This is a genomic window from Kitasatospora sp. NPDC051164 (assembly GCF_044455625.1).
In the GTDB taxonomy this organism is placed as follows: domain Bacteria; phylum Actinomycetota; class Actinomycetes; order Streptomycetales; family Streptomycetaceae; genus Kitasatospora.
Genome location: NZ_JBITFB010000003.1, coordinates 13,210 through 34,460, shown reverse-complemented (window position 1 = coordinate 34,460; position 21,251 = coordinate 13,210). Strand labels below are relative to the sequence as shown.

Below are 21,251 nucleotides of genomic sequence, written 5' to 3'. Positions count from 1 at the left end.
TGCGGTGACGGCTGTCGAGGGCAAGGACGTCCCGGCGGAGGTACGGCGGCGGCACGCCGAGCTGGCGCAGGAGGTCACCGACCACCGCGTCCGGTACTACGAGCAGGACGCGCCGGTCGTCACCGACTCCGAGTTCGACGCCCTGATGCGCGAGCTGGAGGCGCTGGAGGCCGAGCACCCGGCCCTGGCCACCCCGGATTCGCCCACCCAGAAGGTCGGCGGCGCCCCCACCGAGCTGTTCGCCGAGGTGGAGCACCGCGAGCGCCTCCTCAGCCTCGACAACGCGATGGACGACGAGGAGCTCGCCGCCTGGGCCGAGCGCGTCGCGAGCGAGCTGCACGGCATCGACTACCACTACCTGTGCGAGCTCAAGGTGGACGGCCTGGCCGTCAACCTCACCTACGAGAACGGCCAGTTGGTGCAGGCGGCGACGCGCGGCGACGGCCGGGTGGGCGAGGACATCACCGCCAACGTCCGCACCATCAAGGAGATCCCGCACCAGCTCAAGGGCGACGACATCCCCGAGCTGGTGGAGATCCGCGGCGAGGTCTACTTCCCGACCGAGGCCTTCGAGGCGCTCAACGCCTCGTTCGTGGCGGAGAACGAGCGCCGCCGCCTGGAGAACGAGGAGCGCGCCAAGGAGGGCAAGCGGCCCCGGGCGATGATCCGGCTGTTCATGAACCCCCGCAACGCCGCCGCCGGTTCGCTGCGCCAGAAGGACCCGCTGGTCACCGCTTCCCGCCCGCTGCACATGGTGGTGCACGGCATCGGCGCCCGGATCGGCTTCGACATCGACAACCAGTCGCACGCCTACCGACTGCTGCACGACTGGGGCCTGCCGACCGCCCGGCACAACAAGGTGGTGAAGACCCTCGACGAGGTGCGGGCCTTCATCGGGCACTTCGGCGAGCAGCGGCACTCGGTCGAGCACGAGATCGACGGCGTCGTGGTCAAGGTGGACGAGATCGCCCTGCAGGGCCGGCTCGGCGCCACCTCCAAGTCCCCGCGCTGGGCGATCGCCTGGAAGTACCCGCCGGAGGAGGTCACCGGCAGGCTCGCCCAGATCCGCGTCGGCATCGGCCGCACCGGCCGGGCGACGCCGTTCGCGGTGCTGGCAGAGCCGGTGAAGGTGGCCGGTTCGATGGTGCAGTACGCGACGCTGCACAACCAGCAGGTCGTCAAGGCCAAGGGCGTGCTGCTGGGCGACACGATCGTGCTGCGCAAGGCCGGTGACGTGATCCCGGAGATCCTCGGCCCGGTGGAGAACCTGCGGGACGGCACCGAGCAGGAGTTCGTGATGCCCTCGCACTGCCACGAGTGCGGGGCGGAGCTGCGCCCGATGGCCGAGGGGGACATCGATCTGCGCTGCCCCAACGCCCAGTTCTGCCCGGCGCAGATCCGGGAGCGGATCGCCTTCCTGGGCGGCCGTTCCTCGCTGGACGTCGAGGGCCTCGGCTACGTCGCGGCCACCGCGCTGACGCAGCCGCTGGAGCCGACGGAGGCGCCGGTGCGGGACGAGGGCGACATCTTCGGGCTGACGATGGAGCAGCTGCTGCCGATCCAGGTGCTGGTGCGCGACCAGAAGACCGGCATGCCCAAGCTGGACGACCGGACCGGCAAGGAGAAGAAGGCCACCTTCTTCGCCAACCAGAAGGGCGAGCCCAAGAAGACCGCCGCAATCCTGCTGGAGAACCTGGAGAAGGTGAAGGAACGTCCGCTCTGGCGGTTCCTCAACGGTCTCTCGATCCGGCATGTGGGGCCGGTCGCGGCCCAGGAGCTGGCCCGGGAGTTCCGCGACCTGGACCGGATCTTCTCGGCCACCGAGGAGGAGCTGGCCGCGGTCGAGGGGGTCGGGCCGATCATCGCCCGGTCGGTGGTCGAGTGGTACCAGGAGGACTGGCACCGGCAGATCCTGGAGAAGTGGCGTGCCGCGGGTGTCCGCTTCGTCGAGGAGTTCGCGGACGAGGAGGAGGCGGAGCGCCCGCTGGAGGGTCTGACCGTCGTGGTGACGGGCACCCTGGCCGGCCACACCCGGGACGGCGCCAAGGAGGCGCTGACCTCGCGCGGAGCGAAGGTGACCGGTTCGGTTTCGAAGAAGACCGATTTTGTGGTCGCTGGTGACAACCCAGGGTCCAAGTACGACAAGGCTGTTCAGCTTGGACTGCCGGTCCTGGACGACGCGGGCTTCGCCGCACTGCTGGCCGGCGGACCGGCCGCCGCCCGCGCCCACCTGGGACTTCCGGAGCCGGAGGAGGCCGCCGAGCCGTCGGAGGCGCCCGCCGAGGGCTGACCCGGGGCCGACCCGAGCGGCGGGTGGCCGAATCCGTGTTGTTATCGTCCTGATGCAACGTCACCGGGTGCCGTGCAGTGAAAGCGGGCATTGTGTCACTGTGTGACACTCGGGCGGGTCAGCGCGTTTCCGGTTGTCCGAAAGTCTGCCCACCGGGTGGACCCCGGCATACCCTGGAACGCAACAGAATGTCAGCAGGGGTGGGGGCACCGGCTGTGCCGGTGCTCCTCGGGGTCGCTCCATGCCCGGCAGCTGTCGGTACCGGCACGGTGCCTCACCGTAAGGCGGCCTGACGGGGCGGGCCCGACGGAGGACAGGGCTTATGGATCGTACGACCGGCGGTGCGCCCACACGCCCGCCGCAGGGGGTGGCAGGTGCGGTCCTGCTGCTCGGCGTGCTGCTGGCCGGAGCTGCGCCGCTCATCCCGCTGGCCGTCCTGGTCTACCGGTACGAACCCGAGCTGCTGCCGCTGTTCGCGGTGCCCCTGGCCGTGCTGATCGCGGCCTGGCGGATCGCCCGGGACCGCGCCCGCGACCAACTGACCGACCCGCTGACGGACCTGCCCAACCGTCAGGCCCTCCTACTGGCCGCCCAGGAGGCGATCGCCGAATGCGACCCGGGCTTCAGCGTCGGTCTCATCCTGCTTGACCTCGACCGCTTCCGATCACTCAATGACACACTTGGTCATACGGCCGGTGACCGCCTGCTGGTTCACATCTCCCGCCGACTGCACCGCGCGCTGCGCTCCGGCGGACCGGCCGGCAGCGCCACCCGGGAGTCCATCGACGACGTCTTCGCCGGGCTGCCCCGGCACTACCGGCGCGGCCGCCCGATGGTGGCCCGGATGGGCGGCGACGAGTTCGCCGTCCTGCTGCCCGGCATCAACTGCCCGGACAGCCTGGAACGGGTCGCCAAGGCACTGATCGCCGAACTGGCCGCCCCGATCCGGCTGGACGGGCTGCTGCTCGTCCTGGAGGCCAGCGCCGGCGTCTGCGTCTACCCGCAGCACGCCCAGGACGCCGAGTCGCTGCTGCGCCGCGCCGACGTCGCGATGGGCCACGCCCAGCGCGGCTGCAGCGGCGTCGCCCAGTACGACGAGACCCAGGACGCCGACACCCCCTACCGGATCGGACTGCTCGGGGACCTGCGCCGGGCCCTGGAGACCGGCGAGGTACAGCTGCACTACCAGCCGAAAGTGGCCTTCGACGGCCGGGTGGTCGGCCTGGAGGCCCTGCTGCGCTGGGACCGCCCCGGCCAGGGCCGGGTCTCGCCGGACGAGTTCGTCGGGCTCGCCGAGTCCAGCGGCCTGATGCCCCGGCTCACCGACTACGTGCTGGAGGCCGCGGTCGGCCAGCTCGCCTACTGGCGCGACCAGGGGCTGCAGGTGCAGGTCGCGGTCAACGTCTCGCCGCGGGACGTGCTCAACCCCGGCTTCGCCCAGCGCGTCGCCGGCCACCTCGTGCGCCACCAGGTGCCGGCCCACGCGCTCCAGCTGGAGATCACCGAGCGGCTGCTGCTGGACGACTCCCGGCGGGCCGCCGACACCCTCGCCGAACTGCGCGGCTACGGCGTCGGGATGTCCCTGGACGACTTCGGCACCGGGCACTCCTCGCTGGTGCGGCTGCGCAGCCTGCCCGTCGGCGAGCTGAAGATCGACCGCTCCTTCGTCTCCCGCATGGTCATCGACGACCACGACGCGGCGGTGGTGCGCTGCTCGGTGGAGCTCGCCCACTCGCTGGGCCTGACCGTGGTCGCCGAGGGCGTCGAGGACGACGAGACCTGGGAGCGGCTGCACTGCATGGGCGTGGACGCCGTCCAGGGCTGGCTGGTGTCGGCCGCGATGCCGGCCGAGCAGGCCACCGCCTGGCTGCTGGTGCACCGCACCGGCGCCCCGCCGGTGGAGCGACTGGGCGCGCCGCCCCAGCTGCGCGCCGGCTTCCAGTCGGTCCAGGGCATGCCGGTCCAGGGCAAACCGGTCGTCCAGCCGGCCATGCCGCCCGTGCTGCCGCCGACGCTCCCGCCCGTGCTGCCGCCGGTGATGCCCCCCGTGCTGCCGCCGGTGGTCCAGGCGGCGCAGGCCGCGCAGATGGAGATCAAGGCGCCGAGCGCGCAGAGTTGGGCCCGCTTCCGGTCGCAGTGACGGACGCGGCGGTGGGGGCGCCGGCTCGGCGGTGACGGGCGCCGCGGCTCACTCGTTGGCCGGTGGCCGGGCCGGGCCCCATAGGATGGGTCCAAAGACCATGAGGACGGAGCGCCGAACCCGGCTGCTCCTGCCCGGGCCCGGCACCGCCCGCAAGGCACCGCCGGGTCTCACCAGAACTCACCCTGAGGATCGCTGCATGCCTGGCATCACGCGCGAGGAGGTCGCCCACCTCGCCCGGCTGTCGCGTCTTGAGCTGAAGCCCGAAGAGCTGGACCACTTCGCCGAGCAGCTCGACGTGATCATCGGCGCGGTCGCCCGCGTTTCCGAGGTCGCCGGACAGGACGTCCCGCCGACCTCCCACCCGCTGCCGCTGACCAACGTCATGCGCGCGGACGAGGTGCGGCCCTCGCTCACCCCGGAGCAGGCGCTGTCCGGCGCCCCCGCCGCCGAAGAGCAGCGTTTCCGTGTGCCGCAGATCCTCGGGGAGGACTGACCGAGATGACCGAGCTGATTCGCTACACCGCCGCCGAGACCGCGGGCGCCATCGCCAAGGGCGAGGTGTCCGCCGTCGAGGTCGCGCAGGCGCACCTGGACCGCATCGAGGCCGTCGACAAGAAGGTCAACGCCTTCCTGCACGTCGACACCGAGGGCGCGCTGGCCGCCGCCAAGGCCGTCGACGAGAAGCGCGCCAAGGGCGAGGAGCTGGGCCCGCTGGCCGGCGTCCCGCTCGCGCTGAAGGACGTCTTCACCACCAAGGGCGTCCCCACCACCTGCGGCTCCAAGATGCTCGAGGGCTGGATCCCGCCGTACGACGCCACGCTGACCTCCCGTCTCAAGGACGCCGGCGTCGTCATCCTCGGCAAGACCAACATGGACGAGTTCGCGATGGGCTCCTCCACCGAGAACTCCGCCTACGGCCCGACCGGCAACCCGTGGGACCTCACCCGCATCCCCGGCGGCTCCGGCGGCGGTTCGGCCGCCGCGCTGGCCGCCTTCGAGGCCCCGCTGGCGATCGGCACCGACACCGGCGGCTCGATCCGCCAGCCCGGCGCCGTCACCGGCACCGTCGGCGTCAAGCCGACCTACGGCTCGGTATCCCGCTACGGCCTGGTCGCCTTCTCCAGCAGCCTGGACCAGGGCGGCCCGTGCGCCCGCACCGTGCTGGACGCGGCGCTGCTGCACGAGGCCATCGCCGGGCACGACCCGCTGGACTCCACCTCGATCGACGCGCCGGTCCCGGCCGTGGTCGAGGCCGCGAAGATGCGCGACGTCCGCGGCATGCGGATCGGCGTCGTCAAGGAGTTCGCCGGCGAGGGCTACCAGGCCGGCGTGATGGAGCGCTTCAACGAGTCGGTGGAGCTGCTGCGCGAGCTGGGCGCCGAGGTCGTCGAGGTCTCCTGCCCGTCGTTCACCCTGGCGCTGCCGGCGTACTACCTGATCGCGCCGAGCGAGTGCTCCTCCAACCTGGCCCGCTTCGACGCGATGCGCTACGGCCTGCGGGTCGGCGACGACGGCACCCGCTCGGCCGAGGAGGTCACCGCGCTGACCCGTGAGGCCGGCTTCGGCGACGAGGTCAAGCGCCGCATCATCCTGGGCACCTACGCCCTCTCCTCGGGCTACTACGACGCCTACTACGGCTCGGCCCAGAAGGTCCGCACGCTCATCTCGCGGGACTTCGACGCGGCCTTCGCCGGCGTGGACGTGCTGGTCTCGCCGACCACGCCGACCACCGCCTTCCCGATCGGCGAGCGCGCCGACGACCCGATGGCGATGTACCTGGCCGACCTGTGCACGATTCCGTCGAACCTGGCGGGCAACGCGGCCATGTCGCTGCCGGTCGGCCTGGCGCCGGAGGACAATCTCCCGGTCGGCCTGCAGATCATCGCACCCGCGATGGCGGACGACCGCCTGTACCGCGTGGGCGGCGCCGTCGAGGCCGCACTCAACGACAAGTGGGGGCACACCCTGCTGGAGGAGGCACCGGCACTGTGAGCAAGATCGAGAAGGCGAAGGCCCAGTCGACTTCTTTGAAGGGCTTCAAGCACTCGAAGCCCGGCCTGTGGCTGTCCATCGGCACCAGCGCCTTCGGCGCGGTCTCCATCGCCAAGGACGTCCGCAAGGCCCGCGAGGAGAGCGACACCCTCAAGCTGGTCAACGCCCTGGTCGGTGCCGCCGCGCTGATCACCGGCACCGCCCTGCTGGTGCGCGAGCTGCGCCGGCTGGGCTCCGACGACGTGCTGCTGGGCTGAGCCGAGCGCCCAGGCCCGGCCCCGCGCGAGCGGCGGCCGGGCCCGTACCTCCCGAGTCTTTAGTTGAGAAGGGACGCTGTGAGCGTCATGACCCTGGTCTCCTACGAGGACGCTCTGGCGTCGTACGACCCGGTGATGGGCCTTGAGGTCCACGTCGAGCTCGGTACCAAGACCAAGATGTTCTGCGGCTGCTCGACCGAGCTGGGCGCCGAGCCGAACAGCCAGACCTGCCCGACCTGCCTGGGCCTGCCGGGCTCGCTGCCGGTGGTCAACGCGGTCGGCGTGGAGTCGGCCGTCAAGATCGGCCTGGCGCTGAACTGCGACATCGCCGAGTGGTGCCGGTTCGCCCGGAAGAACTACTTCTACCCGGACATGCCCAAGAACTTCCAGACCTCGCAGTACGACGAGCCGATCGCCTTCAACGGCTACCTCGACGTGCAGCTCGAGGACGGCTCGACCTTCCGCGTGGAGATCGAGCGCGCCCACATGGAGGAGGACACCGGCAAGTCCAGCCACGTCGGTGGCGCGACCGGCCGCATCCACGGCGCCACCCACTCGCTGCTCGACTACAACCGGGCCGGCATCCCGCTGATCGAGATCGTCACCAAGCCGATCGAGGGGGCCGGCGAGCGCGCCCCCGAGGTCGCCAAGGCGTACGTCGCCGAGCTGCGCGAGGTCATCCGCTCCCTCGGCGTCTCCGAGGCCCGGATGGACAAGGGCCAGATGCGCTGCGACGTCAACCTGTCGCTGCGCCCGAACGGCACCGAGAAGTTCGGCACCCGCTCGGAGACCAAGAACGTCAACTCGCTGCGCAGCGTGGAGCGGGCCGCCCGGTACGAGATCCGGCGGCACGCCACCGTGCTGAGCGACGGCGGCACCATCGTCCAGGAGACCCGTCACTTCCACGAGGACGACGGCAGCACCACCTCGGGCCGGATCAAGGACAACGCCGAGGACTACCGCTACTTCCCCGAGCCGGACCTGGTGCCGGTGGCCCCCGCCCGCGCGTGGGTCGAGGAGCTGCGCGCCGCCCTGCCCGAGCTGCCGCGGGTGCGCCGCGCCCGGCTGCAGGCCGAGTGGGGGCTGTCCGACAAGGACATGCAGTCCGTCCTCAACGCCGGTGCGGTGGGGCCGATCCAGGAGACCATCGCGGCCGGTGCCCCGGCCGACCAGGCCCGCAAGTGGTGGATGGGCGAGCTGGCCCGCCGCGCCAACGAGACCGGCACCGAGCTGAGCGAGCAGCCGATCACCCCGGTGCAGGTCGCCCGGGTCGCCGCGCTGGTCGCCGAGGGCAAGCTGAACGACAAGCTGGCCCGCCAGGTCATCGAGGGCGTGCTGGCCGGCGAGGGCGAGCCGGACGAGATCGTCGAGAAGCGCGGCCTGGCCGTGGTCTCGGACGACTCCGCGCTGGGCGCCGCCGTCGACCAGGCGATCGCCGAGAACGAGGGGATTGCCGCCAAGATCCGCGACGGCAAGATCCAGGCCGTGGGCGCGCTGGTCGGCGCGGTCATGAAGGCCACCCGCGGCCAGGCCGACGCCGCCCGCGTGAAGGACCTGATCCTCGAGAAGCTGGGCGTGGAAGGACAGTAAGCACAGCCTGGAGAAGCCGGGCGGCTCCGCCTGAGCGGCTTCTTCCCAGGGCACCTAGGCTGTCGACCCTTCCTTCCTAAGGCGCCTAAGGCATCTAAGGCCCTCTAAGTAAGGTCTAAGGCCCGGTCTCACCCCCGTAATGGGGTGAGACCGGGCCTTAAACCTTTCCTGGCGCCCGATCTAAGGCCTCCGGGCCCCCGAAGATCGGGCACGCTCCCGATGCCGCACCCCCCACTGGGAGAGGAAGCTCTTACCTGTCAGCAAGACAGCAGTGAGAACCCACAAAGGGGACCCGAAGTGATCGAGTACCAGACCTTCCAGCAACACGCCCACGAGCTCGTGGCCCGCGCCGAGCACGAGCGCCTGGTGCGCGAGGCCAAGGAGGCACGCCGCCTGCGGCAGCGTCCGGTGGCCACCCGCTTCCAGCGGCGCCCCGTGCGTCAGCCCGAATGCTGACGGTGCGGCACCAGGGCGGTGCCGACGGAGTTACGGAGGGGGAGACGCTGCGAGTGAGCGTCTCCCCCTCCGGGCGTTCGCCAGGGGAGATAACCCCTCGGCCGGTCCCCACCGGCTATGGCATGCTCGCCTCCATGCAGCAGATATCGGTCAGCCCCGTCTTCGTCGGCCGTGGCAGCGAGATCACCGAACTGACCGACGCGCTGCGCCGGGCGGGCACCGGCAGCCCGCAGGCCGTGCTGATCGGCGGCGAGGCCGGCGTCGGCAAGACCCGGCTGCTGGAGGAGTTCCTGCAGCGTGCCGCCGACCGGGGCGCGGTCACCTCGCTCGGCAGCTGTCTGGAGGTCGGCGCCGAGGGCCTGCCCTACGCGCCGCTGGCCGCCGCACTACGCCGGCTGCACCGCTCACTGGGCGCCGAGTTCGAGGCCGCGGCGGCCGGCAGCGAGGGCCATCTCGCCCGCCTGATCTCCGAGTTCGGCGAGGCCGACGGCGAACCCAACGACGAGTACGGCCGGGCCCGGCTGTTCGAGCACACCGCGAGGCTGTTCGAACGGCTCGGCGCGGAGCGTACCCTCGTCCTCGCCGTCGAGGACCTGCACTGGTCCGACCGCTCCACCCGCGAGCTGCTCGCCTTCCTGGTGCGCACCCTGCACCGCTCCCGGGTGCTGCTGGTCGCCACCTACCGCAGCGACGACCTGCACCGCCGGCACCCGCTGCGCCCCTTCCTCGCCGAGCTCGATCGGCTGCGCACCGTCCAGCGGCTGGAGTTGGCGCGGTTCGTCCGCCGCGAGGTGGCCGCCCAGCTGGCCGGGATCCTCGGCACCGCCACCCCCGACCGCCAGCTGGTGGACCGGATCCACCGCCGCTCGGAGGGCAACCCCTTCTTCGTCGAGGAGCTGGCCACCGCCTTCGAGGACGGCTGCGGCGCCGGGCTGACCGACTCGCTGCGGGACATCCTGCTGGTGCGGGTCGAGGGCCTGGACGAGGAGGCCCAACGGGTGGTGCGGATCGCCGCCGAGGGCGGCTCGCACGTCGAACACGCCCTGCTGGCCGCCGTCCTGGACGACGACGAGGAGGCGCTGATCGAGGCGCTGCGGTCGGCCGTCGGCGCCAACATCCTGCGTCCGGACAGCGAGGGCGAGGGCTACCGGTTCCGGCACGCGCTAGTCCGCGAGGCGGTTTCGGACGACCTGCTGCCCGGCGAACGCCACCGGATCAACCGCAAGTTCGCGCTCGCCGTGGAGGCCCAGCCGCAACTGGTCTCCTGCGACGCGCTGCCCGCCCGGCTGGCCAACTACTGGTACCACGCGCACGACCCGGCCCGCGCCCTGCCGACCGCCCTGGAGGCCGCCCGCGCGGCCCGCCGCCGCAACGCCTTCGCCGAGCAGCTGGGCATGCTGGAACGGGCCCTGGAGCTGTGGGACATGGTCTCCGAGGAGGTGCTGGCGCACACCCTGCGCCCGTACGACTGGGCCGAGACCTACCCGCCGGGCTCCTGCGACCACAGCGCCGCCGACGAGGAGTGCGACCGGATCCAGCTGGAGGACGTGCTGGCCGAGGCGGTGGTCGCGGCCCGGCGCTGCGGCGACCGCGAGCGCGGCCTGAGCCTGGCCAAGCGCGGGGTGCGGCTGGTCGACGAGACGGTGCACCCGGTGCGCGCGGCCTGGTTCCGGATCAACCGGGCCCGGATGCTGGGCAGCCTGCGCCGCTCCGGCGACGAGGCGGAGATCGGCCACGCGCTGCGGCTGGTGGAACCGCTGCCGCCGTCCGCCGTGCAGGCCGAGGTGCTCGCGCTCGGTGCCGGCTCGGCGATGCTCAAGCAGCCCGGGCCCGAGCACCTCGAACTCGCCGAGCGGGCGATCCGGATCGCCGAGCAGGTCGGCGCGCACGCGGTCGAGGTGCACGCCCGGATGACCCTCGGCGGCCTGCGCTACGACGTGCACGGCGACGCCGAGGGCGGGCTGGCCGAGCTCGCCGGGGCGGTCGAGCGGGCCCGCCGGCTGGGCGTGCCCGACCTGCTGCTGCGCGGCATCAACAACCTGGCCAGCATGCAGCGCGGGCTGGGCCGGGCCGAGGACGCCGTCCGGCTGGCCCGCGAGGGCCTGGAGTTCGCGGACGGCAACGGCCTGCTGCGCAACGTCGGCACCATCCTGACCGGCAACCTGGTCGAGGCGCTGACCGACCTCGGGCGGGTCGGGGAGGCCGCCGAGGTGCTCGCCGCCTGCGAGCTGACCAGTCTGAGCGGTACCCACGCCGAGTTCCTGGACCGGATGCGCGGCGAACTCGCCCTGCTGCAGGGCGACCTGCCCACCGCGGCGACCATGCTGGCGCAGGCCCGGTCGGCCAACCGGGTCGGCCAGGTCCAGCACAGCGTGCCGATCAGCCGCCTGGCGGTGCGGCTCGCCGCGCTCGGCGGCCGACCGCTGGAGGCCCGGGCCGAACTGCTCGCCGCGCTGGCGGAGGGCGGACGGCTGGGCCACGAGTCCGACGTCTACCCGCTGCTGGCCGAGGCCGCCGGGGTGGAGGCGGACATCCGGGGCCTGCCGCAGGCCGCGGCGGGCCGGGCCGAGGCGCTGGCCGCGATCCGGGAGGCGGCCGCCGTGCTGCGGCCCAGGGCGCCGCTGCACCATGGCTGGGCCCGGCTGCTGGAGGCCGAACTGGCCCGCGCCGAGGGCGCCGACACCCCCGCGCTGTGGGGCGCCGCGCTCGAGGCGCTGCGGCCGACCGGCCTGCCGTTCCCGCTGGCGCTCGCCCTGCTGCGGGCCGCCGAGGCCGAGGTGCTGGCCGGGCGGCGCGAGGCCGGGGCCGAACTGCTGCGCGAGGCGGCCGAACTGGCGGCCGTACGGGACGACCGGACGCTGGGGGCGCAGATCGCGGGCCTCGCCGAGCGGGCCGGGCTGAGCCTGGCCCCCGCCGAGCGGGCGGCGGCGGAGCCGGCTCCGGCCGCGTCCGTCGGGGACTCCTTCAACCTCACCCCCCGTGAGCGGGACGTGCTCCGATTGCTCGCGCGTGGCTGGACCAACCGGCAGATCGCCGAGGAGCTGTACATCTCTCCGAAGACCGCAAGCGTGCACGTCTCCAACATCCTGGGCAAGCTCGCGGTCGGCGGCCGGGGCGAGGCGGCCGCGCTGGCGCACCGGTTGCGGCTGTTCCCGGACGATCCGGCACCGTCCGGCCGTTGAGACCCGGCCCCGCCGCCGGGGCCGGACCGCTCGAGGTCCGGTCCCGGCCGCGGGGCGCTGCCGTGTGCTCCCGTGTGATCCCGTGCGCGCCGCGTGAGCCCCCGCCCGCGCGCCGCCGCCAACCGGGCCGATCCGTCGGAATCGAGGGCATTTCCCCACCCTTGCGCCATTACTCTAAGTTGAGTGTGTGTGTCATTGAGTGACGGATTTGGTGTAGGGTCCATTTTGGGAGCATCGGTGCGGTGCGGCGACCGGCAGGCCGCCCACCCCCTGGGCCACCGTCCTGACGGGGCGCCAGGTCACCGCGTACGGCCGAGAGGTGCGCGTCCGGTGGCCCGTGGCCGGGGCGCGAGGCCCCGGGCCGGAGGGGGAGAGGCCGAGTGAGCTCCACCGATACGGTGTTGCCCGGAGCCGGACGCCCGGGCGCGCCGCCCGCCGACACGTCCGCCGTCGACATGCCCGCGCCCGCCCGGCGCGGCCCGCTGCGCCGGCTCCTGGAGAGCCGCACGCTGCCCGGGCTCGTCCTGGGCGCACTCTGCCTGGCCTACGCCATGGGCGCCGCCGCCGGCTGGGGATCCCGCCGACTGTCCATCTTCATGGGCGACTTCGGCCTGGCCGCGGCGGCCCTGGCGGCTGCGCTGTCCTGCCTGGTGTACGGCTGCACGGTCGGCGGGCACGCCCGCCCGGCCTGGCTGCTGTTCGGCCTCTCCTCGCTCATGGTCGCCTTCGGCAACGGCACCTGGGGCTGGTACGAGCTGGTCGTGCGCACCCCGCTGCCGCAGGACTCGCTCGCCGAGTACGCCTTCCTGCTGTTCGCCCCGCTCGCCATCACCGGCGTCCTGGTGCTCGCCCAGCGCCCGCGCTCCGCGGCCGGCTGGCTCTGCCTGCTGCTCGACGGCTGGCTGATCGCCGGCTCGCTGTTCACCCTCAGCTGGAGCCTGGCGCTCGGCCGGATCGCGGCCGGCGAGGACGGCTCCCCGCTGCGGCTGGCCCTCAACCTGGCCTACCCGGTGCTGGACATCCTGCTGGTCAGCCTGGTGGTCGGGCTGCGCTTCGGCGGCCGGGACGGCAACCGGGCGGCGGTGCACACCGCGATGCTGGCGCTCGCCGTCACCGTGCTGTGCGACGCCCTGTTCACCTCCCCGGAGCTGCGCAGCAGCTACCACTCCGGCGAACTGCTGGACGCCGGCTGGTTCTCCGGCAGCCTGCTGCTGGCCTGGGCGCCGTGGTCCCAGCGCTGGCGCCGCCCACTGCGCGAGCACCCTTCGGCCGGCGGCCTGCCGCGCCGCCGGGTGGCCACCACCTTCAGCGTGCTCACCCCGTACGCGGCCGCCGCGGTCTGCACCGCCGGCATCCTCTACAACGCCCTCGGCGGGCGTGCGTTGGACCGCGTGGTGGCCGCGGCCGCGTGCACCGTCGGGCTGGCGCTGATCCTCAGGCAAGGCGTGATGCTGCTCGACAACCTGTCGCTGGCCCAGGAACTCGCCCACAAGGAGGCGCACTTCCGCTCCCTGGTGCAGGGCTCCAGCGACGTCATCATGATCGCCGGGGCCAACGGCGTGCTCTCCTACGTCTCCCCGGCCGCGCTCGGCGTGTACGGGCGGGACCCGGAGGAGCTGGTCGGCGGCAACCTGTTGGACCTCGTCCACCCCGAGGACGTGGACCGGGTGCTCTCCGAGGTCCGCCGCTACCTCGCGCGGGTCCGGCTCACCGCCCACCGCGTCCCCGGCACCGCCGAACCCTCCGCCCGGGTGGAGTGCCGGATCAGCTCCGGCGGCGGCGAGTGGCTGCACGTCGAGTCCACGGTCAGCCGGCACCGCGACGGGCTGCTGCTCAACAGCCGGGACGTCACCGAACGCGTCATGCTCCAGGCCCAGTTGCAGCACAACGCCTTCCACGACCCGCTCACCGACCTGCCCAACCGGGCCCTGTTCACCCAGCGCCTGCGGGCCGCCCTCGGCGCCCGCGGCCAGCAGGGCGAGGCGGGCGCCGGGATCGCCGTGCTCTTCCTCGACCTGGACGGCTTCAAGGCGGTCAACGACTCCGCCGGGCACCAGGTCGGCGACGAGCTGCTGGTGCAGGCCGCCCGCCGGCTGCAGGGCGCCGTCCGCTGCGGGGACACCGTGGCCCGGTTCGGCGGCGACGAGTTCGCCGCGCTGGTCTGCGGCCCGCTCGGCCGCCTCCAGGTCCAGGAGCTGGCCGAACGGCTGCGCGTCGCGCTCTCCGAGCCGTACTGGATCGGCGGTGCCGAACTCGGCGTCGCCGCGAGCATCGGCATCTCCTTCGGCACCCCCGAGCGCGGCCCGGCCGGCGACCCCAGAGCCGCCGCCGACGAACTGATGCGCAACGCCGACCTCGCGATGTACCGGGCCAAGTCCGAGGGCAAGGGCCGCGTGGTGCTCTACACCCCCGCGATGCGGGCCGACCTGGAGCGCCGCACCGAGCTGGAGGAACGGCTGAGACTGGCCGTCCGGGAAGGCGGCTTCACCCTGCTCCACCAGCCCGTGGTGGACCTCGCCGACGGCACCGTGGCCGGTGTCGAGGCGCAGGCCCGCTGGCGCTCGGCGGGCGGCCTGCTGCTCACCCCGGCCGAGTTCCTGCGCTCCACCGAGCACGGCGACGCGTCCACCCGGTTCTCCCGCTGGCTGGTCCACGAGGCGGTCACCGCGGCCGCCGCCCGGCGCGGCCTCGGCCGCGGCCGAGGCGTACCGGAGCCCGTCCCGGTGGCCGTCCGGCTCTCCGCCGAGCGGCTCTGCTCGCCCGGGCTGTACGAGACGGTGGCCGCCGCGCTGCGCGACAGCGGCCTGCCGGCCGGCGAGCTGGTGATCGAGGTGGCCCGGATGGGACCGGACTCGCTCGCCGACGAACTCGGCCGCCGGCTGGCCGCGCTGCGCCGGCTCGGCGTCTCCACCTGGCTGGCCGGCTACGGCGCCGGCAGCGGCTCGCTCGGCGCCCTCGCCCGGCTGCCCCTGGACGGCCTCAAGCTGGACCGCACCCTGGTCCAGGACCTGGGCGAGTCCTCGCTCGCCCGCACGCTCGCCGGGCACGCCCTGCGGCTCGGCCGCGACCTCGGGATGGCCACCGCCGCCGAGGGGGTGGACCTGCCCCGCCAGGTCGCCGTGCTGCAGGAGCTGGCCTGCGGGCAGGCCCAGGGCTCGGCCTTCGCACCGACGCTGGACGAACCCCGGCTGCGCCGCGCGCTGGCCCGCCGCGGCTACCCGCTGCCGAAGCCGCTCGGCCCGCTGTCCGCCCGGCGCGGATACCCGGCCGCCGACACCCGGACGAGTGGCCGCCCGGACTCCGCGCCGGGACGTGTCGTACGTCACCACGGGGGCGCTGACCTGCCCGAACACCGGGCCGCTACTGGTCCGGCAGGTGGTCCGCATGGCGAGACGGTCATCCCACCTGCTTGACACGCCACCCTGGACGGGAGGATGGTCGTTGCCATGCGCACCCGAATTCTCGTACTTGGCGGGCGCGTCGGCTGACAGGGCTCGCTCGCCCTGCTCGTGACAGACCGACGCGCCACCCCTCGCATGCCCTTGGGCACGAGGGGTTTTTTGTTGCACTGACGCTGTTCCACCCCGCAAGACCCCTGGCCTCGACCCCCCGAGAACCTCCGACTCGTCGGAATGAGCGGGACGATTGAGGCAGAGCCGGCGATCGACCCGGACCGGGACCCCACCTCGCAGCACCGGGGCCCGCAGCCGGGTCGGCAAAACCCGAGAAGAGACAGGCAGATGACCGAGCACGCCGCATCCCCCCGCCGCGGGGACAACCCGGCCGCCAACGCTCCCCAGCACGTCGTCGAGACCATGACCGGCGCCCAGTCGCTCATCCGCTCGCTGGAGGCCGTAGGCGCGGACACCGTCTTCGGCATTCCGGGCGGGGCCATCCTTCCCGCGTACGACCCGCTGATGGACTCCGCCAAGGTGCGCCACATCCTGGTCCGCCACGAGCAGGGCGCCGGCCACGCCGCCACCGGATACGCCCAGGCCACCGGCCGGGTCGGGGTCTGCATGGCCACCTCCGGCCCGGGCGCGACCAACCTGGTCACCCCGATCGCCGACGCCTACATGGACTCCGTGCCGATCGTCGCCATCACCGGCCAGGTCTCCTCCAAGGCGATCGGCACCGACGCCTTCCAGGAGGCGGACATCTGCGGCATCACGATGCCGATCACCAAGCACAACTACCTGGTCACCGACCCCGCCGAGATCCCTCGGGTGATCGCCGAGGCGTTCCACATCGCCGCCACCGGCCGCCCCGGCCCGGTCCTGGTCGACATCGCCAAGGACGCGCTGCAGGCGACCACCACGTTCCGCTGGCCGGTCGAGACCGCCCTGCCCGGCTACCGCCCGGTCACCAAGCCGCACGCCAAGCAGATCCGCGAGGCCGCGAAGCTGCTGGTCGGCGCGAAGCGCCCGGTGCTCTACGTCGGCGGCGGCGTCATCAAGGCGCAGGCCACCGCCGAGCTGCGGATCCTCGCCGAGCTGACCGGCGCCCCGGTGGTCACCACCCTGATGGCGCTCGGCGCCTTCCCGGACAGCCACCCGCAGCACCTGGGCATGCCCGGCATGCACGGCTCCGTCCCGGCCGTCACCGCCCTGCAGAAGTCCGACCTGCTGTTCACCCTCGGCGCCCGCTTCGACGACCGCGTCACCGGCAAGCTGGACGGCTTCGCCCCGTACGCCAAGGTCGTCCACGCCGACATCGACCCGGCCGAGATCGGCAAGAACCGCCCGGCCGACGTGCCGATCGTCGGCGACGCCCGCGAGGTGCTCGCCGACCTGATCGTCGCCGTCCAGGCCGAGTTCGACGCCGGCCACAAGGGCGACTACGCCGAGTGGTGGGAGAAGCTCGACGAGTGGAAGACGACCTACCCGATCGGCTACGAGCCGGCCCCGAGCGGCGAGCTCTCGCCGCAGCAGGTCATCGAGCGGATCGGGAAGCTGGTCGGCCCCGAGGCGATCTACGCGGCGGGCGTGGGCCAGCACCAGATGTGGAGCTCGCAGTTCATCCGCTTCGAGAAGCCCGGCACCTGGCTCAACTCCGGCGGCGCCGGGACCATGGGCTACGCCGTCCCCGCGGCGATGGGCGCCAAGGCCGGCCGCCCGCAGACCCCGGTCTGGGCCATCGACGGCGACGGCTGCTTCCAGATGACCAACCAGGAACTGGTCACGTGCGCCCTGAACGACATCCCGATCAAGGTCGCGGTCATCAACAACGGCTCGCTGGGCATGGTCCGGCAGTGGCAGACGCTGTTCTACAACCAGCGCTACTCCAACACCGTGCTGCACGCCGGCCCGGGCCACGACGGCATCGAGCCGCCGGCCCAGGGCACCCGGATCCCCGACTTCGTCCTGCTGTCCGAGGCGATGGGCTGCGTGGGCCTGCGCTGCGAGCGCCCCGAGGACCTCGACGCCGTCATCAAGCAGGCGATGGAGATCAACGACCGCCCGGTCGTCATCGACTTCATCGTCCACCAGGACGCCATGGTCTGGCCGATGGTCGCGGCCGGGACCAGCAACGACGAGATCCAGTTCGCCAAGGGCGTCCGTCCCGACTTCGGCGACGACGACTGAACCGCCCCCATCCAGAGCGACTGAGGAACCACATGTCCAAGCACACCCTCTCCGTCCTGGTCGAGAACAAGCCCGGCGTGCTCGCCCGCATCGCCTCGCTGTTCTCCCGTCGGGGCTTCAACATCGACTCCCTCGCCGTCGGCCCGACCGAGCACCCGGACGTGTCCCGGATGACGATCGTGGTCAACGTCGAGGACCTCCCGCTGGAACAGGTCACCAAGCAGCTCAACAAGCTCGTGAACGTGATAAAGATCGTCGAACTCGACCAGGCCGCTGCGATCCAGCGGGAACTGGTCCTGGTGAAGGTCCGCGCCGACAACGAGACCCGGTCGCAGATCGTCGAGATCGTCCAGCTGTTCCGTGCCAAGACCGTCGACGTGTCGCCCGACGCGGTGACCATCGAGGCCACCGGCAGCTCGGACAAGCTGGAGGCCATGCTCCGGATGCTGGAGCCTTACGGCATCAAGGAGTTGGTCCAGTCCGGCCTGGTCGCGATCGGCCGCGGCGCCCGTTCGATCACGGACCGGTCGCTGCGCGCCCTGGACCGCAGCGCGTAACCCGCGCGTCCCGCCCGCCCGTCGCCCGCCACCGTCCTTCCGACGGCGCGCCGACGCGCGGCACCCATCGAGCAAAGACTCATACCCCCGCCGGGTGCGAATACGGTAGGCACCGCGTACCCGGCACCCATCACGCAAGGAGATGTGCCCCCGTGGCCGAGCTGTTCTACGAAGACGACGCCGACCTGTCCATCATCCAGGGCCGCAAGGTCGCGGTCATCGGCTACGGCAGCCAGGGCCACGCCCACGCGCTGTCCCTGCGCGACTCCGGCGCGGACGTCCGGGTCGGCCTGAAGCCGGAGTCCAAGTCCCGCGCCAAGGCGGAGGAGGCCGGCCTGCGCGTCGTCACCCCGGCCGAGGCGGCGGCCGAGGCCGACGTCATCATGATCCTGGTCCCGGACCCGATCCAGGCCGACGTCTACGCGGCGGACATCGCCCCGCACCTGAAGGCCGGCGACGCCCTGTTCTTCGGCCACGGCCTGAACATCCGCTACGGCTTCATCAAGCCCCCGGCGGACGTCGACGTCTGCATGGTCGCCCCGAAGGGCCCGGGCCACCTGGTCCGCCGCCAGTACGAGGAGGGCCGCGGCGTCCCGGCGATCGTCGCCGTCGAGCAGGACGCCTCGGGCAAGGCCTTCGCCCTGGCGCTGTCGTACGCCAAGGGCCTGGGTGCCACCAAGGCCGGCGTCATCAAGACGACCTTCACCGAGGAGACCGAGACCGACCTGTTCGGTGAGCAGGCCGTCCTCTGCGGTGGCACCGCCGCCCTGGTGAAGGCCGGGTTCGAGACCCTGGTCGAGGCCGGCTACCAGCCGGAGATCGCCTACTTCGAGTGCATGCACGAGCTGAAGCTCATCGTCGACCTGATGTACGAGGGCGGCCTGGAGAAGATGCGCTGGTCGGTCTCCGAGACCGCCGAGTGGGGCGACTACGTCACCGGCCCGCGGATCATCACCGACGCCACCAAGGCCGAGATGAAGAAGGTCCTCGCCGAGATCCAGGACGGCACCTTCGCCAACACCTGGATCGCCGAGTACAAGGCGGGCCTGCCCAAGTACCACGAGTACAAGAAGGCCGACGAGGGCCACCTGCTGGAGACCACCGGCAAGAAGCTGCGCTCGCTGATGAGCTGGGTCGACGACAAGGCCTGAGCATTTCCGGGTCGTTCCGGCGGCCCGATCTCGTAACTTCCTTGTACAAGTAGGCTGCTCTCGTCCGAGTGATTTCGCCGGACGGGAGCAGCCTGGCACCCAGCCCGTCGATACACTCCGAGTGCGCGTCAGGCCCACAGCGTCGTGCGTCTACCTACGCGGCATGCCACCTTCCCCCGCCCTTCCACGCCACCTTCGTGCCGGGGGAACCGCAGAGTTAAGGACACACTGTCGTGAGCACTGTGACATCCAAGACCGCCGTCGTTCTGATCGCCGAAGAGCTGTCGCCCGCCACCGTCGACGCCCTCGGTCCCGACTTCGAGATCCGCCACTGCAACGGCGCCGACCGTACCGAGCTGCTCACCGCGATCGCCGACGTCGACGCGATCCTGATCCGCTCCGCCACCAAGGTCGACGCCGAGGCGCTGGCCGTCGCCCGCAAGCTCAAGGTGGTCGCCCGCGCCGGCGTCGGCCTGGACAACGTGGACGTCGCCGCCGCCACCAAGGCCGGTGTGATGGTCGTCAACGCGCCGACCTCCAACATCGTCACCGCCGCCGAACTCGCCTGCGGCCTGCTGATCTCCGTTGCCCGCAACATCGCGCCGGCCAACGCCGCGCTCAAGCAGGGCGAGTGGAAGCGCAACAAGTACACCGGCGTCGAGCTCAGCGAGAAGACCCTCGGTGTCGTCGGCCTCGGCCGGATCGGCGTCCTGGTCGCCCAGCGGATGTCCGCGTTCGGGATGAAGATCGTCGCGTACGACCCCTACATCCAGGCCGCCCGCGCCGCGCAGATGGGCGTCAAGCTGGTCACCCTCGAGGAGCTGCTCGAGGCCTCGGACTTCATCACCGTCCACCTCCCCAAGACCCCCGAGACCATCGGCCTGATCGGCGACGAGGCGCTGCACAAGGTCAAGCCGACCGTGCGCATCGTGAACGCCGCCCGCGGCGGCATCGTGGACGAGGAGGCGCTCGCGAGCGCCCTGCGCGACGGCCGGGTGGCCGGCGCGGGCCTGGACGTGTACGCCAAGGAGCCGTGCACCGACTCCCCGCTGTTCGGCTTCGACAACGTGGTCGCCACCCCGCACCTGGGCGCCTCCACCGACGAGGCGCAGGAGAAGGCCGGCATCGCGGTCGCCCGGTCGGTGCGCCTCGCGCTGGCCGGCGAGCTCGTACCGGACGCGGTGAACGTCCAGGGCGGCGTGATCGCCGAGGACGTCCGCCCGGGCCTGCCGCTGGCCGAGAAGCTCGGCCGGATCTTCACCGCGCTGGCCGGCGAGGTGGCCGTCCGGCTCGACGTCGAGGTCCGCGGCGAGATCACCCAGCACGACGTGAAGGTGCTCGAACTGTCCGCGCTGAAGGGTGTGTTCGAGGACGTGGTGGCGGAGACGGTGTCCTACGTCAACGCCCCGCTGTTCGCCCAGGAGCGCGGTGTCGAGGTCCGCCTGACCACCTCCAGCGAGAGCCCCGAGCACCGCAACGTGATCACCGTGCGCGGCACGCTCGGGAACGGTGAGGAGATCGCCATCTCCGGCACGCTGGCCGGCCCCAAGCAGACCCAGAAGATCGTCGGCGTGGACGCCTTCGACGTGGACGTGGCGCTCACCGACCACATGGCCTTCTTCAAGTACGAGGACCGTCCCGGCGTGGTCGGCGTGCTCGGCCGCCACCTCGGCGACGCCGGCATCAACATCGCCGGCATGCAGGTCGCCCGCGACGGCGGCGGCGCGCTGGCCTCCATCACCGTGGACAGCGAGATCCCGCAGGAGGTGCTGTCGGTGATCGCCGCCGAGATCGGCGCCCGCTTCGCGCGCTCGGTCGACCTGGGCTGATCCTTCCGGCCCGAGCAGGGCCCGGACCGCCGTTCGTACGGTGGTCCGGGCCCTGCTGCGTTCTCCCGGGTGGGTCCCGTCTCAGATACTAGGAAATCCAAGTATTCGTGCAGACACGGCCGGGGCGGGGCCTTACCGTGGAAGAGCCATACGGTGTGCCGCCCCTGTAGCCAGGGCCTGCGGCCCGTGTGCGCGTGCGCCCTCACGGGCAGGCGATCC

General features: G+C 72.3%; 12 protein-coding genes and 1 pseudogene. All 13 read left to right on the top strand.

All coding sequences use genetic code 11. From position 1 onward, the window contains the following. The first annotated feature begins 4 nt into the window (after positions 1-4). The 13 genes and pseudogenes from ligA to serA all read left to right on the top strand — a co-directional run bounded on the left by ligA (position 5) and on the right by serA (position 21,032). Positions 5-2,290 carry an NAD-dependent DNA ligase LigA gene (ligA, locus tag ACIBEC_RS05185; RefSeq protein ID WP_360498773.1) on the top strand — a complete coding sequence of 762 codons (2,286 nt, stop codon included), beginning with the start codon at positions 5-7 and terminating at the stop codon, positions 2,288-2,290. A gap of 385 nt (positions 2,291-2,675) precedes the next feature. Beyond that, positions 2,676-4,430: pseudogene (locus ACIBEC_RS05180) on the top strand (putative bifunctional diguanylate cyclase/phosphodiesterase); the annotation flags it as partial. A 199-nt stretch (positions 4,431-4,629) separates the two neighbouring features. After that, on the top strand, positions 4,630-4,926 hold the full coding sequence (gene gatC / locus ACIBEC_RS05175; protein WP_030057414.1) for an Asp-tRNA(Asn)/Glu-tRNA(Gln) amidotransferase subunit GatC: 297 nt from the start codon (positions 4,630-4,632) through the stop codon (positions 4,924-4,926). 5 nt (positions 4,927-4,931) lie between these two features. Next, positions 4,932-6,425, top strand: coding sequence for an Asp-tRNA(Asn)/Glu-tRNA(Gln) amidotransferase subunit GatA (gene gatA / locus ACIBEC_RS05170; protein WP_360498775.1), 1,494 nt, complete (start codon positions 4,932-4,934; stop codon positions 6,423-6,425). Continuing rightward, the gene (locus ACIBEC_RS05165; RefSeq protein WP_360498777.1) at positions 6,422-6,682 is read left to right on the top strand and encodes a hypothetical protein; all 261 of its coding nucleotides are present in this window, start codon (positions 6,422-6,424) and stop codon (positions 6,680-6,682) included. Before gatA ends, ACIBEC_RS05165 begins: the two co-directional genes overlap by 4 nt. Positions 6,683-6,769: 87 nt before the next feature. After that, on the top strand, positions 6,770-8,272 hold the full coding sequence (gatB, locus tag ACIBEC_RS05160; RefSeq protein WP_360498829.1) for an Asp-tRNA(Asn)/Glu-tRNA(Gln) amidotransferase subunit GatB: 1,503 nt from the start codon (positions 6,770-6,772) through the stop codon (positions 8,270-8,272). Between the two features lie 297 nt (positions 8,273-8,569). Further along, complete coding sequence (locus tag ACIBEC_RS05155) at positions 8,570-8,728, top strand: hypothetical protein (RefSeq protein WP_360498779.1); 159 nt, start codon at positions 8,570-8,572, stop codon at positions 8,726-8,728. Between the two features lie 134 nt (positions 8,729-8,862). Then, positions 8,863-11,910, top strand: a complete 3,048-nt coding sequence (locus ACIBEC_RS05150; RefSeq protein ID WP_360498781.1) for an AAA family ATPase — start codon at positions 8,863-8,865, stop codon at positions 11,908-11,910. 455 nt (positions 11,911-12,365) lie between these two features. Next, positions 12,366-15,323 (top strand): EAL domain-containing protein, encoded by a 2,958-nt coding sequence (locus ACIBEC_RS05145; RefSeq protein WP_360498831.1) that lies wholly within the window; start codon positions 12,366-12,368, stop codon positions 15,321-15,323. A 327-nt stretch (positions 15,324-15,650) separates the two neighbouring features. Further along, entirely contained in the window at positions 15,651-17,495 is a 1,845-nt protein-coding gene (locus ACIBEC_RS05140) for an acetolactate synthase large subunit (RefSeq protein ID WP_360498782.1), read from the top strand. A 32-nt stretch (positions 17,496-17,527) separates the two neighbouring features. Further along, a complete protein-coding gene (ilvN, locus tag ACIBEC_RS05135) occupies positions 17,528-18,052 on the top strand; it encodes an acetolactate synthase small subunit (protein WP_238951331.1) in 525 nt (174 codons plus the stop codon). Positions 18,053-18,204: 152 nt separating this feature from the next. Beyond that, positions 18,205-19,203 carry a ketol-acid reductoisomerase gene (ilvC, locus tag ACIBEC_RS05130; protein ID WP_360498784.1) on the top strand — a complete coding sequence of 333 codons (999 nt, stop codon included), beginning with the start codon at positions 18,205-18,207 and terminating at the stop codon, positions 19,201-19,203. A 242-nt stretch (positions 19,204-19,445) separates the two neighbouring features. Beyond that, positions 19,446-21,032, top strand: coding sequence for a phosphoglycerate dehydrogenase (gene serA, locus ACIBEC_RS05125; RefSeq protein WP_396287769.1), 1,587 nt, complete (start codon positions 19,446-19,448; stop codon positions 21,030-21,032). The last annotated feature ends 219 nt before the right edge of the window (positions 21,033-21,251 follow it).

What these genes read in the sequence shown, in the direction of transcription:
- ACIBEC_RS05145 (WP_360498831.1), top strand. Translation starts at nt 12,366, where the DNA reads ATGCCCGCGCCCGCCCGGCGCGGCCCGCTGCGCCGGCTCCTGGAGAGC.
- ACIBEC_RS05140 (WP_360498782.1), top strand. Translation starts at nt 15,651, where the DNA reads ATGACCGAGCACGCCGCATCCCCCCGCCGCGGGGACAACCCGGCCGCC.
- gatC (WP_030057414.1), top strand. Translation starts at nt 4,630, where the DNA reads ATGCCTGGCATCACGCGCGAGGAGGTCGCCCACCTCGCCCGGCTGTCG.
- ACIBEC_RS05150 (WP_360498781.1), top strand. Translation starts at nt 8,863, where the DNA reads ATGCAGCAGATATCGGTCAGCCCCGTCTTCGTCGGCCGTGGCAGCGAG.
- gatA (WP_360498775.1), top strand. Translation starts at nt 4,932, where the DNA reads ATGACCGAGCTGATTCGCTACACCGCCGCCGAGACCGCGGGCGCCATC.
- gatB (WP_360498829.1), top strand. Translation starts at nt 6,770, where the DNA reads ATGACCCTGGTCTCCTACGAGGACGCTCTGGCGTCGTACGACCCGGTG.
- ilvN (WP_238951331.1), top strand. Translation starts at nt 17,528, where the DNA reads ATGTCCAAGCACACCCTCTCCGTCCTGGTCGAGAACAAGCCCGGCGTG.